Origin of the sequence: Erysipelatoclostridium sp. DFI.2.3, from assembly GCF_019132535.1 — a bacterium.
Taxonomy (GTDB): domain Bacteria; phylum Bacillota_I; class Bacilli_A; order Erysipelotrichales; family Erysipelotrichaceae; genus Clostridium_AQ; species Clostridium_AQ innocuum.
Genome location: NZ_JAHOOJ010000004.1, coordinates 199,994 through 215,044 on the forward strand (window position 1 = coordinate 199,994; position 15,051 = coordinate 215,044).

Annotated in this window: 14 protein-coding genes and 1 other annotated feature; of the genes, 13 read left to right on the plus strand and 1 reads right to left on the minus strand. The window is 47.0% G+C overall.

Features of this window, described 5'->3' with window-relative positions:
* Positions 1–17: 17 nt before the first annotated feature.
* From KSZ58_RS06200 to KSZ58_RS06220, 5 genes are all read left to right on the plus strand, one after another.
* Positions 18–644: a cysteine hydrolase family protein gene (locus KSZ58_RS06200; protein WP_008819433.1), complete on the plus strand. Its 627-nt coding sequence runs from the start codon at positions 18–20 to the stop codon at positions 642–644.
* Between the two features lie 2 nt (positions 645–646).
* Entirely contained in the window at positions 647–2,128 is a 1,482-nt protein-coding gene (locus KSZ58_RS06205; protein WP_008819432.1) for a nicotinate phosphoribosyltransferase, read from the plus strand.
* Positions 2,118–2,783 (plus strand): hypothetical protein, encoded by a 666-nt coding sequence (locus KSZ58_RS06210; protein WP_002608617.1) that lies wholly within the window; start codon positions 2,118–2,120, stop codon positions 2,781–2,783. Before KSZ58_RS06205 ends, KSZ58_RS06210 begins: the two co-directional genes overlap by 11 nt.
* Positions 2,784–2,962: 179 nt before the next feature.
* A complete protein-coding gene (locus KSZ58_RS06215) occupies positions 2,963–3,325 on the plus strand; it encodes a TM2 domain-containing protein (protein ID WP_008819431.1) in 363 nt (120 codons plus the stop codon).
* Positions 3,326–3,337: 12 nt separating this feature from the next.
* The gene (locus KSZ58_RS06220; RefSeq protein WP_009269326.1) at positions 3,338–4,378 is read left to right on the plus strand and encodes an SPFH domain-containing protein; all 1,041 of its coding nucleotides are present in this window, start codon (positions 3,338–3,340) and stop codon (positions 4,376–4,378) included.
* A gap of 190 nt (positions 4,379–4,568) precedes the next feature.
* On the opposite strand, the gene KSZ58_RS06225 is transcribed toward KSZ58_RS06220, so the two are convergent.
* A complete protein-coding gene (locus KSZ58_RS06225) occupies positions 4,569–5,456 on the minus strand; it encodes an alpha/beta fold hydrolase (protein WP_002608620.1) in 888 nt (295 codons plus the stop codon).
* A gap of 88 nt (positions 5,457–5,544) precedes the next feature.
* Here KSZ58_RS06225 and KSZ58_RS06230 point away from each other — a divergent pair, with 88 nt between their 5' ends.
* From KSZ58_RS06230 to KSZ58_RS06265, 8 genes are all read left to right on the plus strand, one after another.
* On the plus strand, positions 5,545–6,291 hold the full coding sequence (locus KSZ58_RS06230) for an imidazolonepropionase (protein WP_154410780.1): 747 nt from the start codon (positions 5,545–5,547) through the stop codon (positions 6,289–6,291).
* A 57-nt stretch (positions 6,292–6,348) separates the two neighbouring features.
* On the plus strand, positions 6,349–6,813 hold the full coding sequence (locus KSZ58_RS06235; protein WP_008819427.1) for a DUF4352 domain-containing protein: 465 nt from the start codon (positions 6,349–6,351) through the stop codon (positions 6,811–6,813).
* An 86-nt stretch (positions 6,814–6,899) separates the two neighbouring features.
* Positions 6,900–7,149: a binding site (T-box leader), on the plus strand.
* A gap of 42 nt (positions 7,150–7,191) precedes the next feature.
* Positions 7,192–8,226 carry a methionine ABC transporter ATP-binding protein gene (locus KSZ58_RS06240; protein ID WP_008819426.1) on the plus strand — a complete coding sequence of 345 codons (1,035 nt, stop codon included), beginning with the start codon at positions 7,192–7,194 and terminating at the stop codon, positions 8,224–8,226.
* Complete coding sequence (locus KSZ58_RS06245) at positions 8,220–8,900, plus strand: methionine ABC transporter permease (RefSeq protein WP_008819425.1); 681 nt, start codon at positions 8,220–8,222, stop codon at positions 8,898–8,900. Before KSZ58_RS06240 ends, KSZ58_RS06245 begins: the two co-directional genes overlap by 7 nt.
* Positions 8,901–9,070: 170 nt before the next feature.
* On the plus strand, positions 9,071–9,907 hold the full coding sequence (locus tag KSZ58_RS06250; protein WP_008819424.1) for a MetQ/NlpA family ABC transporter substrate-binding protein: 837 nt from the start codon (positions 9,071–9,073) through the stop codon (positions 9,905–9,907).
* A gap of 186 nt (positions 9,908–10,093) precedes the next feature.
* Positions 10,094–10,861: a hypothetical protein gene (locus KSZ58_RS06255; RefSeq protein ID WP_002608626.1), complete on the plus strand. Its 768-nt coding sequence runs from the start codon at positions 10,094–10,096 to the stop codon at positions 10,859–10,861.
* Positions 10,862–10,902: 41 nt separating this feature from the next.
* A complete protein-coding gene (locus KSZ58_RS06260; protein WP_217752637.1) occupies positions 10,903–12,033 on the plus strand; it encodes an exonuclease SbcCD subunit D in 1,131 nt (376 codons plus the stop codon).
* Entirely contained in the window at positions 12,023–15,049 is a 3,027-nt protein-coding gene (locus KSZ58_RS06265) for an SbcC/MukB-like Walker B domain-containing protein (protein WP_008819422.1), read from the plus strand. Before KSZ58_RS06260 ends, KSZ58_RS06265 begins: the two co-directional genes overlap by 11 nt.
* The last annotated feature ends 2 nt before the right edge of the window (positions 15,050–15,051 follow it).

The following is a 15,051-nucleotide window of genomic DNA, read 5'->3' on the forward strand; positions in this document are numbered from 1 at the left end:
TTTAAAGGAGATTCTCTATGGCTAGAGTAAGTAAACAGTTTTTAGAAGCATATAAGCCTCTTTCCACGAAGGAGCTGAAGGATCCTGTTATATTCGTTGTGGATATGATCGAAGGCTTTGTACATGAAGGAGCCCTGCATGATGAGGAAATCAATGCGGCAACCGTGCATATTGAAGCCCTGATACGTGATGCAGAGCAACGGGTTATTTTCATTGCGGACTCCCATCCGCCAAAGACGCGTGAATTTAATTCCTACCCCTCTCATTGCGTCATCGGTACGAAGGAAAGTGAGGTTATTCAGGAATTACAGCCGTATGTGCAGGAGCTGATGCGTAAGAATTCTACGAATACCTTTACGTGTCCGGATTTTCAAAGCTTTTTAACGGAGCGTATGGACAGTTATCGTGATATCGTCATCACCGGCTGCTGTACCGATATCTGCATTCTGCAGTTTGCGTTATGTCTGAATGCATGGCTGAATGAGCATAATAAGACAGACCAGCGGATCATCATACCGCTGAGCTGTGTGGATACCTATCATATTGAGGGAGTGCATGATGCTGTATCCTGCAATGAATTCAGTATCCGCAACATGGAGGCAAACGGTATCTGTATCGTTTCCTCACTGGAAAGAGAGGATTGATTATGAAAAGTCTGGATTATAAATTTGATTTTCGTGATGAGCGGAATCTAAGTCTGGTCATGGATTTTTATGAGCTGACCATGAGTCAGTGCTACTTCAATTCCGATCATAAGGATCGTGTTGTCACCTTTGACCTGTTTTATCGCAGAAATCCGGACAGCGGCGGCTATGCGGTGTTTGCGGGGCTGGAGGAAATTATCGGATATATCCAGAATCTGCATTTTGAGGATAGTGATATTGCATACCTGCGTTCGCTGAACCGCTTTAATGATGAATTTCTGGAATATCTGCGGCATTTCATTTTTACCGGTGATATCTTTGCGGTGAAGGAAGGAACACCGGTGTTCCCGTATGAACCGCTGATTCGCGTAAAGGCGAAGATTATCGAAGCACAGCTGCTGGAAACGGCAATGCTGTTGTGTGTCAATCATCAGACCCTGATTGCAACAAAGGCAAAGCGTATCGTCAAAGCAGCGCAGGGCAGAGCCATTATGGAGTTTGGTGCCCGTCGCGCGCATAACTTTGATGCAGCGAATTATGGTGCCAGAGCTGCCTTTATCGGCGGTGTGGCAGGTACGGCAACCACCTATGCCGGACAGAAATTCGGTATGCCGGTTCTGGGAACCATGGCACATTCCTTTGTACAGTCCTTTGATTGTGAATATGATGCATTTCTGGCATATGCAAAAACGTATCCCGACAGCTGTACGGTGCTGCTGGATACCTATAATACCTTGAAAAGCGGTCTGGTGAATGCGATTCGTGTGGCGAAGGAATATCTGGAGCCAAACGGCTATCGTCTGCAGGGTGTGCGCATCGACAGCGGGGATATGGCGTATTTATCCAAGAAAATCCGCACGGCACTGGATGCGGCAGGAATGGAGGACTGTAATATCGTAATTTCGAACTCCCTGGATGAATATCTCATCCAGTCCCTGATATCACAGGGGGCGCAGATCAACAGCATGGGGGTTGGCGAAAATCTGGTTTGCAGTAAATCCGCGCCGGTATTCGGCGGTGTGTATAAAATGAGCTCTATTTTTGACGGGGATACCATGATACCGAAAATCAAGGTTAGTGAAAATGTTGAAAAGGTAACAAATCCCGGCTATAAGGACCTCTACCGTATTTACGATAAGGAAAGCGGCAAGGCTGTTGGGGATCTTATGACCATACACAAAGAGAGCCTTGATCCGAATCGTGATCTGACCATCTATCACCAGATGAACAGCTGGAAAAACAAGACGATTCCAGGCGGCAGCTATGTTTTGCGTGATTTACTGGACCCGATCTTTCTAAACGGGGAGCTGGTGTATGAGGTTCCGGATCTGCAGGAAATCCGTGCGTACAGTGAACAGGAATTTTCCTGTATGTGGGATGAGATTCTGCGCTTTGAATATCCGCAGACCTACTATGTCGATCTCAGCAAGCAGCTGCTGGATCTGAAGCTGAAGATGCTGGAGGATGTAAAGCATGCAGGATAAGCTGAAGCGCCGTGAGATTCTGCTGAAGAGAATTCTGTATATCTGTGCGGCTGTTTATATTGTTACACTGCTGTATGCGTTTTATCACAATTATACGGTCAGGGATATGAATGCACTCGGTATGACCTTCGTCGCTGTGCTGACGCCCCTGATTGTACCGGTTGCCTTCAAGCTGCTGCATTTCAAGCCGGTGTATGAAATCTACATCGTGTCTACGATCTTTACGTATTTTGCCTCCCTGATTGGAAGCAGCTATCACTGGTATTCCTACCTTGGCTTTGATAAGGTCCTGCATTTTTCCAGCGGCTGGTTCATCACAACGCTGGCGGTGATTCTGTATTTCTATCTGAAAAAGACGAATGAATTTCCGGATAAGAAGGATTATCATGTATTTCTCGTCTTTATCAATGCTGTGAATATCGCTGTCGGTGAAATCTGGGAATTCTATGAATATGCCATGCTGATTTTCTTCAACAATGACTGCATCAATCATTATTCACAGGGCGTGCATGATACGATTACCGATGTCCTGTGTGCCACGGTGGCAGGGATTCTGCTTACGCTGCTGATTATGCGCTATCACAAAACAGGAAAGGGAAATTTCTTCACCAATGTCTATGAGAAATTTTATGAGCGCAACATTGCGGGGAAATAGACAGGATCTGACAATATTCGGTTAACCGGGGTATGCTGCATCACAAATATGATGACAAAAAATGGAAGCGGATGAAGGCTTCTGTTTTTTTTAGCTGCCATATGGAAAATGCCTGATGAAAAGGAATTGCACAGCATACGAGTTCCCTGTATAATAGAATAAGGTAAGGAGAGATCGCTATGAAATGTAAGCAATGTGGTGCAGAAATTGAAAACAGCAGATGCTGTCCGTACTGCGGCAGTGAGAATGCGGATTATGATGCAGCAGCGGATGCAATACAGCAGGATGAAGCAAGACAGAATATACCCGGACAGGGGAGAGGACGCGAGGTTTATGACAGTGATAAGAGTAAAATGGTTACATTTTTGTTAGCCCTGTTCAGCGGTCCCCTGGGGCTTCATAATTTTTATACAGGAAGATGGGGACGTGCATTGTTCTACATGGTAACCATGGGATTTCTTATGTTTGGCTGGCTCTATGACCTGTTTATGATCGCAACCAATAAGTTTAAGGATGCAAACGGTGATTATATTGTACGATAGGAGGATGCGCTAATGGGATTCAGTGATCTTTTGATGGGGCAGTTTATCGATGTAATTGAAAATGATAAGGATATGAGTCACCTGATCGTTTTGAAATATCAGAGAAACGGCCGTGATAATGAAATCAAGCAGGGGGCAAGGCTGATTGTCAGAGAAAGTCAGGCTGCGGTGTTTATGAGCAAGGGAGAGCTGGCGGATGTGTTTTCCGCAGGCTCCTATACGCTGAATACGGAGAATATGCCGATTCTATCCACACTGCAAAGCTGGAAATACGGCTTTCGATCACCGATAATCAGTGATTTGTTTTTTGTTAGCTTAAAGGCACTGACAGATAATAAATGGGGAACGAGAAATCCGTTTATCATAGAGGATCCAACCTTCGGCGTGGTTCGGGTACGCGGCTTTGGAACATTCTCGCTGCGGGTCGTAGATGTTGAAAAATTCATGCGGGAGCTGGTCGGCGTTCAGATGATTTATCAGACAGATGATGTGATCGAGTTTGTTCGTTCGATCGTGATTGAAAGCCTGATTGATGTGATCGCCGAAGAAAAAATCCGTGTTGTTGAGCTGGCAAGCAAGCTGCGCGAGATATCCGAAGCTGCCAGAGACAGTGCGAACGAGAAAATGGAAACGATGGGAATCAGCCTGCTGATGATCAATATTGAAAATATCTCACTGCCTGAGGAGGTTGAGAAATTTATTGATGAGCAGTCCGGAATCAATCTTGTTAGCGGGAATATGCAGAATTTTCAGCAGTGGCAGCAGTCGCGTGCAATGCGGGATGCAGCGCAGCAAAGCCAGGGTATTGCGGGTATCGGTGCAGGCTTTGCCTTTGCCCAGCAGATGAATACCACGGCAGCACAGCCTCAGGAGCCGGTTGTTAAGGAAGTGATCCGTATCAAATGTCCCAACTGCGGAGAGCTGAACAAGGAGGATGCGAAATTCTGCTGTGAATGCGGAACGTCCCTCATCACGAAGAAATACTGCCCGCAGTGCGGCGGGGAAGTGGAGACCGACAGTAAGTTCTGCAGTACATGCGGACAGAAGCTGTAAACGAAGAAAGCGTTGACAGAAGTCTAGCGCAGAACCATAGAAGAAAAGGAGTGTTTTTCACGCTTGGCAGCGTAAGGGAAGCACTCCTTTTGTGTACAGGTAAAATCAGTAACTCTTTCTCAGTGGGAATCGCGGTATGGTAATAAAATGAATATCGTGGAGAGTTTGTTGATGAAAGCCATGAAGGAAGCTATATTTTCGCACCGGCATCTGCTTGACAGCTATCGGTATGCTGCGATTCATCAGTCTGCACGCGAAGCGGGTTCAACGCCGGCTCCTGTGATTGCTTTTCACGCTCTCTGCGCTTTTTCTCCTCCAGTAGGGCCCCCATGATATCCTCTGCCATCACCGGTTCGTTATCCGGCAGGAGTACGCCCTCGAAAAACAGCTTCATATTCTGATAGCATGTCCAGCTGACCTCCGGATCCATCAGCAGACGATGATGCCCGTCATGTAGAAGAATCAGCTTTTTGCGGCTGTGTGGAATTTTATTGTAGGCCCACAGGGAGCTTTTTACAGAAATGACCTCATCGGCATTCCCATGAATGATAAAGACCGGACACTCCACAAAGCCGATATATTTCTTCAGGTTTTTTACCAGCTCCGTAAAGGCGCCGTAAAAGGCACGCGGGAGCTGGATTTCCTCTTTCTTTTCATTTCCCATCAGTGAGGATGCGGATTTTGTAAGGACACCGGTGATTATATCAACATTCATATAGCTGAATGCGGGAGCCAGCAATAGAAGGCGCTTTACGGGGCATACAACAGCCAGGTAGGAAGCAATCACACCGCCCATCGAGAAGCCGGCAAGATAGATATCTCTACCGCTGTCTCTATAGGAATCTACGACCTCCTTCGCTCTGGAGACCCATTGCATCCAGTCATGATCCTGTTCATCAAACAGATCATACATGTCAAACTGTATGATATCAAAGCCGTCCTGTTTACCCCAGGCAGCGAAATTATCAAATTCATTTCTGCGTCTTCTGCCATAGCCGTGTATCGTGATGATCACAGGCTTTTGTACGGCAGGCGGCAGTTCTTCTTTCTTTAACAGATGTTTCAGCCAATCCAGCATATTTCTCACCCTTTCTGTTTCAATTATACCATAATTCTTTTCCCATTCGACGCTTTTTGACGTATAATAAAAGAAGTCAATGTGAGGGATGTCCGTGAAGAAACGAGCTACGCTGCTTATCATAAATCTGGAAAAGATCTACACGATGGATATGGTCAACAAGCATCCGCTTGTTTTTCAGCACGCCTTTATCGCCATCCACCATGAGCGGATTCTGGCGGTCGGCTGCGGCAGCTGGCGGGAATATGCGGATAAGGATACCCGGATTCTGGATGGCAGAGGTCATATTGCAGTACCTGGCTTTATAGAGGTAGAGGCGCAGCTGAGTACAGCCTCCGAACGCGATGGTCTGCGCAGACAGCTGGAGGAGGGTATGGCGTATATGCGAAACGGGACGCTGACACTTGCCTGCAGGGGTGGCGGTGCAGCAGCCCTTCGTGAACAGCCCTGCTTTGAGATACTGGATGCAAACCCTGCGTGCATACCGGTTATGTATCCGTATGCAAGCCTGTTCCAAAAAAACAAGAAGCGTCTTTGCCGCTTTTGTATCAGCGCAGCCGGTAATTATGCGATTCAGGATCAGCTGTGTGCGGCACAGCTCATGGGGATGGCGGAGGTCTATGATGCATGGACATTGCTGCAGGCACTGACTGTATGGCCTGCAAGAGCACTGGATCGCGGCGAGCTTGGACATATCCAGCGAAATGCACAGGCGGATATCCTTTTGTTTGCTCACACGGATATCCATGCACTCTTTCATACGCTGGGCAACCGATACCTGGCACAGGTTATAAAAAAAGGTATTCGCTTCTTTCCGGATATTCTTGTTTCATGAGGAAATTCGACAGTTTTCCTTACTCCTGTCATATAGTATGGTAGAGAGGTGAAAACTATGGAAATCATTCAACATGAACAACAGAAGCATAATATTCTTCTGACATCGGATTATTGTCCGAATCAGGCGATGATCAATGAATTTCAGACCATTTTTTTTACATGCAAGCTGCAGCGGATCGAGCTGTGTGAAAAGGAGCTGAAGGATTTTATCGTCGATGACGGTGCCAGATTTCTTATGCTGCATGTGACGATACGAAATATAACCAATGAGATCCTGACAATGTATAAGGATGACTTCATGATAACCTTTGATAATGAGGGGCCGTTTGAGGCTGAGGATAATTTCGGAATCCGCAATCAGCTGTCGGACGAATATGCCCTGAAGCCGCAGGAGGAAATCAGTGGCTGTCTGGTGTTTATCATCTCCTCCTCGGCGAAGAAAATCATGCTGAGCTATACGGAGTATTTTGATGATGAAAGTGAAGGCAAGACCTATAAGCTGAAATATAAAATCGGCTGATTTACAGGAAAAAGTTTCATAAAAAGAAAAAAAGAGAAAAAGACTTGACGATTTGATTAAAATAAAGTAACATAATGGGCAGATAAACAATGACATAGAAAAGAAGAGTAAGCACGTAGGCTTTTAAAGAGAGTTTCCGTTTGGTGAGAGGAAATAAAGAGGAACTGCTGAAAATGGTCTTGGAGTCGCGCAGTCGAACAAGGTAGGCTGCGACGTGTTCGCCCGTTACAGCGATAGGGTATAACTTTCCTTCAGGAAAGCGTACTTGATGAGGTTTCCACTGTGAGGTGGGAATAAACTTAGGTGGTAACACGAAATTCAGCTTTCGTCCTATGGGATGAAGGCTTTTTTATATGTAGAATACAGGAGGAAGAGGACATGATCAGATTAGAGCATGTCAGTAAGACATTCGACAGCAGGGCGGGGAACGTGCATGCCGTGCAGGATGTTACACTGACGATACAGGATAAGGAAATCTATGGAATTATCGGCTTCAGCGGTGCCGGCAAATCAACACTGGTACGCTGTATTAATCTGCTGGAGCGTCCAAGCAGGGGAGCAGTCGTGATTGATGATCAGGATATCACAAAAATGAAGGATAAAGAATTAAGAGCGATGCGCAAGAAGATCGGTATGATTTTTCAGCATTTCAATCTGATGCGCAGCCGTACCGTCTATCAGAATATCGCATTTCCATTAAAGGGAAGCGGATTAAGCAAGGCGGAGATGGATCAGAAAATTCGCAGATTGCTGGAGCTGGTGGATCTCAGCGATAAGGTCGATGCTTACCCGTCGCAGCTCAGCGGTGGACAAAAGCAGCGCGTGGCGATTGCGCGGGCACTGGCGAATGATCCCAAGGTGCTGCTGTGTGATGAAGCAACAAGCGCACTGGATCCGCAGACGACCAAAAGCATTTTAAAGCTGTTGAAAAGGGTGAATGAGGAGCTGGGAATCACCATCGTATTGATTACGCATGAAATGGCCGTTATCAAGGAAATCTGTGACCGTGTGGCGGTTATGGAAAACGGATATGTTGTGGAGGAGGGAAGCATTATCGACATCTTCTCAAAGCCGCAGGCAGAGGTAACGCGCAATTTCATCGCTTCAACCAGCAATGCCCATCGTGTGCAGGAAATGCTCGATGCCGGTGCCAGTGTGACGAGACTGGAAAAGGGACAGCGCATGGTGAAGCTGAACTATGATTCCGTCAGCACAAGCAAGGCGCTGATTTCGGAAATATCCAGACGGTTTCTGGTGGATACCAACATCATTTTCGGAAATGTGGAAATTATCAAAAATACACCGCTTGGTGATTTGATTGTTATCCTAAGCGGGGAGGAAGCACATATCGATCAGGCACTTGCCTATCTGAAGGCGCATGAAGTAGGCGTGGAGGTGATGAAATCATGCTAGAGCTTTTGAATCAATTCGTACCGAATATCATGGATAAGCTGCCGGATTTCTGGACAGCAATTCTGGAAACCTTCATCATGCTGGGAATCGTCGGAGTGATTTCCTTGTTGATCGGCACCCTGTTCGGTGTCATTATGGTCGTAACCAAAAAGGAAGGTATCCTGGAGAATGCAATTCTTTATTTCCTGATTGGAAAGGTGATTGATTTCTTCCGGGCCATCCCCTTTATCGTACTGATTTTTCTGATAGCACCAATGACCCGTGCCATTGTTGGAACGACCATCGGATTGCGGGGAGCCATGCTTCCACTGGCAGTCGGTGCCATCCCCTTTGTGGCCAGACAGATTGAAAGCGCGTTATCCGAGGTGGATAACGGACTGATCGAAGCGAGTCAGGCAATGGGCTGTTCTCCGCTGGAAATCATATTCCGCGTATATCTGAAGGAAAGTGTACCGGGCATTATCCGTGCAACAACGATCACGCTGATCACGCTGATTGGCTATATCGCCATGGTAGGAGTCGTTGGCGGCGGCGGACTTGGTGACTTCTGTATCCGTTATGGTTATAATTCCTTCCAGTTTGATGTGATTTATGTGTGTGTTGCAGTGCTGCTGCTGATTACTTCACTCATTCAGGGAATTGGAAATTTTGCGATTCGTAAAACCACGCATTGATGTGGTAAGGGAGGGACACTTGTGAAGCACATGCTGAAGCAGAATTGCCGGATCTGTCGAATGTGCAGCTCACAGATTCGACAGAAATAATCCGGAGCCAGATGTGTGTATGCAGATACACAGGCTCTGGCGCATAAATTAAAACAATATAGAAAGTTGAGGGAAAGAACATGAAATTAAAAACATTGGCAGTTGGATTATGTACGATTGCACTGCTGGCAGGCTGCGGTGCAAAGGGCGATGATGCCAAAAGTGAAAAAGAGGACAAGACGATTCGCATCGGTGCGAGTGTAACACCGCATGCGGAAATTCTGAAGCATGTGAAGCCGGCACTGGAAAAAAAGGGCTACAAGGTTGAAATCGAAGAATTCACAGATTATGTAAAACCGAATCAGGCACTGGTCGATGATGAGCTGGATGCGAATTTCTTCCAGCATAAGCCGTATTTGGTCGACTGGGCAAAAAAGGCTAATGTCTCAGACAAACTCACAAGCGTGTTTGCGGTACACTTTGAGCCGCTGGGTATCTATTCCAACAATCATACATCATTAAAGGAGGTTGCTGACGGACAGAAAATTTCCGTGCCGAATGACCCTACCAATGGCGGACGTGCGTTGAAGCTGCTGGCAGATAACGGAATTATTACTCTGAAAGAGGGCAAGGGTGTCGATGCGACGAAGCAGGATATCAAAGCATATAATAAAAAGGTGGAAATTATTGAAATGCAGGCAGAAACCTGTGCGACAAGTCTTCCGGATGTTGATTTTGCAGTTGTTAACGGAAACAATGCCCTGAATGCAAAAATCAGTGACAAGGTGCTGGTGACGGAATCCAAGGATAGTGAGGCTGCGCAGACCTATGCCAATATCATTGCGGTACAGACAGCTCACAAGGATGATGAGAAAATCAAGGATTTGATTGCGGTGCTGAATACCGAAGATGTAAAGAAGTTTATCGAGGAGAAATATAACGGGATCGTTGTACCACTGGTACCGGTAAACGAATAAAAGAAGAGAGATATAGATGCTGGATTTATCGGTATTCTATATCTTTTTCTTTTCTCTGCCTGCTGATGAAATGAAATTGTAAGTGTTTTCTTTGTGTAAAATGATGTGATTTCCCATGAATATGACAAAAATCAGTAGCTTTCTACTATGGAAAACAGTATAATAGAGAGTACATAAGGAGGGCATATGAAAAACATTAAGACATATCTGAAAAAGAACGGCTTTTTTGTTTTCTTGCTGACTGTCATACTGTTGATTATCATTGCCTTATCCGTCTATATCTTTGTAAATACGCAAGCGCAGCAGGAACCGGTGAAGCCGGTGGTGACAACACCGGAGCCTGCACCTGCAAAGACAACAGCGGAAATCACGCAGTTTGAAGGAGAATATCGAAAGGATTTGCGATATATCGATGTCACCTGGAGCTATGAAAAGCATTCTTCCACAATCAACAGTGTAGAATTGTACATCAACAATACGTATGTTGACAATGTATCGGACTACAGCAGCTATCAGATTTCAAAGGATGCATACAATTACGCAACCGGAGAAAATGTGCTTCGCCTGATTCTGAATTTATCAAATGGAAAGACTGTGGAAAAAAAGACAAAGGTTTTTGTTAATTATGTAATCAGTATGGAGCAAAGCGTAAGGCAGGTTGGCAATGCCACGGAGGTAACACTGAAATATCAGTATGATAAAGTGCATCCTGTCGATGTGCCGAGCATCTTTATAACCGATGCCAGTATCGTCAGCGGGGAAATTAAGTATATCGGCACACAAACCAAAACCAGAGATGGCAGCGTGTATGCGGAAACGACCTATCAGATCAACTGGCCGGAGGCAGTGGTCACCTATCAGCAGTTTGATGTCCGCTGGTCCTTTAAGGATATACAATACAGTAAGGATTTTCTGGCAGAAAAAGGAAAAGCAGTGGAACAGGCAACGGAGTAGGGCAGATAAATCTGCCCTGTTTTCAGGTAAGGAGGACAGGAATGAGAGTATTACATACGGCAGACTGGCATTTGGGAATGGATCTATATAAGGTGACGCTGATGGAGGATCAGCGCTGGTTTAAGCAGCAGCTGAAAGCGATTATCGAGGAAGAATGCATCGATGCCGTGCTGGTGGCGGGAGATGTGTATGATACGATCCTGGTCAGTAAAGAGGCGATTGAATTATATGATGATATCATGTATATGCTGTGTATGGAGCTGAAAAAAAAGGTGATTGTAATTGCCGGTAATCATGATTCGGCAACCCGTCTGGCATCCCTGTCAAGGCTGCTGGAGGGGATGGGGCTGTATATCATCGGAAGTCTGAAGGAAAAGGTGAAGGGAATCCGGGTGGATGACTGTATGATATACCCGATTCCGTATTTCCATGTGGAGCAGGTAAGAAAGGTCTACCAAAAGGACGTGCATTCACAGGCGGAGGCTTTCAGCTGTATTTGTACGGATATTCTTTCTACGGCAGACCATGCATATCGGCCGATTGCCATGGCGCATGCCTTTCTGGCAAATGCCGAGGTATGCGAGAGTGACCGATTTGCGAATGTGGGTGGAGCGGAGCTGGTTCCCTCCGCTATATTTGACGGGTTTTCCTATGTGGCCATGGGACATCTGCACCGCCGTCAGCATGCCGGTGGGCGTGTTTGGTACAGTGGCTCACCGTTGCCGTATTCCTTTTCGGAGGCTGATCAGCCCAAGGGTGTGCTGATTTATGACAGTCAGACGGATACGGTAACAAAACGGGATATTCAGCCCCTGCATCCACTGCAGGTATGCAAGGGAAGCTATGCGGATTTAAAGGAGAGAATGCTGAAGCATACAGTGCCGGATCATGCCTATGTGAAAATTGAGGTCACGGATTTGCCGGTATCCTATGAAATGCTGGATTACTTTCGACAGGGCTATGAGAATCTTCTGCAGCTGAGTGGAAAAAGCATGGAGCAGGAACAGACGAATATCACGATACGATTACAGGATTTGGAGACGATATCCGATTTGGACATTGTACAGCAGTTCTTTCAGGATTATTATGGGGAAGAGCTGAGTGAAGCAGCGAGGCAGCTGTTTTTACAGGCACAGCAAAAGCTGGAGAAAGAGGAAATGTATGCGACCTGAAATATTGAAGCTGCAGGCCTTTGGTCCTTATGTAAAACAGCAGTGCATCAATTTTCATGTATTTGACGAACAGCATCTGTTTCTCATACAGGGGGAGACAGGAAGCGGAAAGACGATGCTGCTGGATGCGATGACCTATGCGCTGTATGGGAAAAGCAGCGGTTCTCAACGGGAGGATCTGTATAGTATGCGCTCCCGTTTTGCCGAGGTGCAGGATGCGACCGTCGTTGATTTTCAATTTCAGCTTCATCAGCGAACCTATCGGTTTGTGCGAACGATTACGATGCGTAAGAAACGCAATCAAGAGCTGACTCCTCAGATGCAGATTGATGCCGGAGAAATAGTCGATGGGGAATTTGTACCTTTCTTTGAAAATCCAAAGCTGAAAAATGTTGAGGAAAAGGCGGTGGAGCTGCTGGGTTTGAGTTATGCGCAGTTTGTACAGGTTATGATCCTGCCGCAGGGGAAATTCGAGCAGCTCTTAACAAGCAAAAGTGAAGAAAAGCAGGAAATATTGAAAACACTGTTCCAGATGGAGCGCTGGACCGGAATCAATCAGGTTCTCAGCGATACCATGAAGCAGAAGCGGGAACAGCTGGATATGAAAAAGCAGCGCAGGGAGGCATTGCTGAGCGGAATAGAAATGCAGAGTCCTGAAGAAATCACAGTATGGCTGAAGCATGCCGGAAGCACGCGCAGAATACTGGAACAGGAGGTAAAGCAGAAGCAGGAGTTGCTGGAGCAAATCAAGCAGGAAGCAGCACAGCAACGACTGAGAAAAGAACAGCTGACACTTTTGCAGCAGGCAGAGCTGGACTGGGAGCGACTGCTGCAGCAGGAAGAAGACATGAAGCAGCTCTATGTTTATCTGGAAAGACAGAAGGAGCTGATAAAGGTGCTGCCGGAATGGAATACATTGCAGCAATGCCGCAATATATGGAAACAGCGCGTCGATAACCTGCATGCTGTGGCGAAGCAGCATGAGCTTCTAAACCAGCAGAAGCAGGCAGCCCCGCTATGGCAAACGCAGCTGCAGGAGTATAAGGGGCAGGAGCAGAATCTGCGTCAGAAGCTGCATGAAGCACAGGAGCTGCGCCCGCTGGTTCAACAGCTGCAGCAGCTGCTTGTTAAAGACAATGCTCTGCGGGAATTGCAGGATAAACAGCAGCAGCTGGTGGAGCAGAAACAAAAGCATTGCAGCGAGCTGAACAGCAACAAGGAGCAGCTTCGACAGAAAATAGAGACAGCTCAGCTGACACTGGATGGACTAGAGCATGCTGCGCAGCACTTTGCGGTATGGAGGCAGGCGGATTACCATGAGCTGCAAAGAATCCAGCTTTCCGGTATGCTGAAGGCTGAGGAAGCCGAAGAAAAAGAGCTGATTCTGCAGATAAAGCTGCGGGAAGAGCAGCTGATACCGCTGCAGCAGGCCTATGATGAGGCGATGCGTACCTATCTGAACAACAGTGCGGTACAGCTTGCGGCTTTATTAAAGGAGCATGAGCCCTGTCCTGTATGTGGAAGTACGACGCATCCCGCACTCGCTGAAACGAAGGCGGCGTATCAGGATGTTGTGCAGCTAAAGCAGCTGCAGGAACGTTTGGATCAGGAAAAGGAAGCAGTGCAGGGAATACAGCAGCAGCTGGAGCATGTGCGATTATCCATACAAATGAGACTTACTGCCATGCAGGAGCATCAGAAAGCCATACAGACTCTTTTGCAGCAGCCGTTTTCCCAGACGGAATTTACCAGACTGCAGCAGAAACAGCAGCAGGCTGAACAGCTGAACCTGGTTCTTCATGAGCTTCTGCAGCAGCAGGAGCGATTACAGCAGAAGCAGCAGGAGGAGGATGCCGCATTGCAGCAGCTGCAGCAAAAACAGCAGGAGCTGCATACGGAGGCTTTGTTGAACGATCAGCAGAGAACAGTACTGCAGGACAGTATTCCCTGTGAGCTGCGCAGTCCGCGGGCGCTCAGTGACTGTTTGCAACAGCTGCAGCAGGAGCTCGACCTCACAGTCGCACTGGTGGTAAAGCAGGAAACAAGGCTTCGACAGCTGGAAATCAACCTGGCACAGCAGCAGCGGGATCATGAGCATGCACAAAAGGAAGAGCAGCAGGCACAGCAGGCACAGCAGGCTGCAGAAATATCTTGGCAGGCAGTGGCACAGAACAGGATTCAGGAGGAGGAAATGCAGGGGCTAAAGCAGGAGGATCTGCAAAAGCGGGAACAGCAGCTGCAGGAATATGCGCTGAAAAAGGAACAGCTGAAAACAAGGATACAGGATCTTCAACAGCGCTGTGCTGCGATTGCAGAACAGAATCTGGAGGCATTGCTGGCACAGCAGGAGCAGCTGATGCAGGAGGTGGAGCAGCTGCAACTAAAGCTTGCGGATATTACGACACATGAAGCGATGTATTTACAGGTGCAGGCCTCCATCACGCAAATTCAGAAGGAGCTGGATGTTGAAGAGCCTGCATTTGTAGAGCTGGCTCATTTCGTCAGAGCCATGCGTGGCGATAACGGTATGGGGATTGAACGATATGTTCTGGGAATCATGCTCGGCAGCATTACGCAGCAGGCAAATCAGCTGCTAAAGCTTGTTCATAATGGACGCTATCAGATTTTCCGCAGTGATGAGGCGAGTGGCAGAACACGAAAATATGGTCTTGAACTATCCATATATGACAGCTATACCTGCAATACCCGCAGTGTCGTTTCCCTGAGCGGCGGTGAGAAATTCCTGGTTTCGCTTGCGCTGTCACTGGCATTATCCGCCGTTGTACAGGCAAGAAACGGCGGTATTCAGCTGGACACCATGTTTATCGATGAGGGCTTTGGAACGCTGGATGAGCACAGCATAGCAGATGCACTGGCTGTATTGCAGATCATGAGCAGCAGTCGCGGCTATGTCGGTATTATTTCCCATGTTGAATTGCTGAAGGAAAATATACCGGCCGGTATTCTGGTGGAGAAGAGCAGAGAAGGCAGTCATGTACAGATCAGAAAGGTGTGAAG

Bases quoted from the DNA above. Each gene is read 5' to 3' on its own strand.
- KSZ58_RS06200 (WP_008819433.1), top strand. From the start codon at position 18: ATGGCTAGAGTAAGTAAACAGTTTTTAGAAGCATATAAGCCTCTTTCC.
- KSZ58_RS06205 (WP_008819432.1), top strand. From the start codon at position 647: ATGAAAAGTCTGGATTATAAATTTGATTTTCGTGATGAGCGGAATCTA.
- KSZ58_RS06210 (WP_002608617.1), top strand. From the start codon at position 2,118: ATGCAGGATAAGCTGAAGCGCCGTGAGATTCTGCTGAAGAGAATTCTG.
- KSZ58_RS06215 (WP_008819431.1), top strand. From the start codon at position 2,963: ATGAAATGTAAGCAATGTGGTGCAGAAATTGAAAACAGCAGATGCTGT.
- KSZ58_RS06220 (WP_009269326.1), top strand. From the start codon at position 3,338: ATGGGATTCAGTGATCTTTTGATGGGGCAGTTTATCGATGTAATTGAA.
- KSZ58_RS06225 (WP_002608620.1), bottom strand. From the start codon at position 5,456: ATGCTGGATTGGCTGAAACATCTGTTAAAGAAAGAAGAACTGCCGCCT.
- KSZ58_RS06230 (WP_154410780.1), top strand. From the start codon at position 5,545: ATGTCCGTGAAGAAACGAGCTACGCTGCTTATCATAAATCTGGAAAAG.
- KSZ58_RS06235 (WP_008819427.1), top strand. From the start codon at position 6,349: ATGGAAATCATTCAACATGAACAACAGAAGCATAATATTCTTCTGACA.
- KSZ58_RS06240 (WP_008819426.1), top strand. From the start codon at position 7,192: ATGATCAGATTAGAGCATGTCAGTAAGACATTCGACAGCAGGGCGGGG.
- KSZ58_RS06245 (WP_008819425.1), top strand. From the start codon at position 8,220: ATGCTAGAGCTTTTGAATCAATTCGTACCGAATATCATGGATAAGCTG.
- KSZ58_RS06250 (WP_008819424.1), top strand. From the start codon at position 9,071: ATGAAATTAAAAACATTGGCAGTTGGATTATGTACGATTGCACTGCTG.
- KSZ58_RS06255 (WP_002608626.1), top strand. From the start codon at position 10,094: ATGAAAAACATTAAGACATATCTGAAAAAGAACGGCTTTTTTGTTTTC.
- KSZ58_RS06260 (WP_217752637.1), top strand. From the start codon at position 10,903: ATGAGAGTATTACATACGGCAGACTGGCATTTGGGAATGGATCTATAT.
- KSZ58_RS06265 (WP_008819422.1), top strand. From the start codon at position 12,023: ATGCGACCTGAAATATTGAAGCTGCAGGCCTTTGGTCCTTATGTAAAA.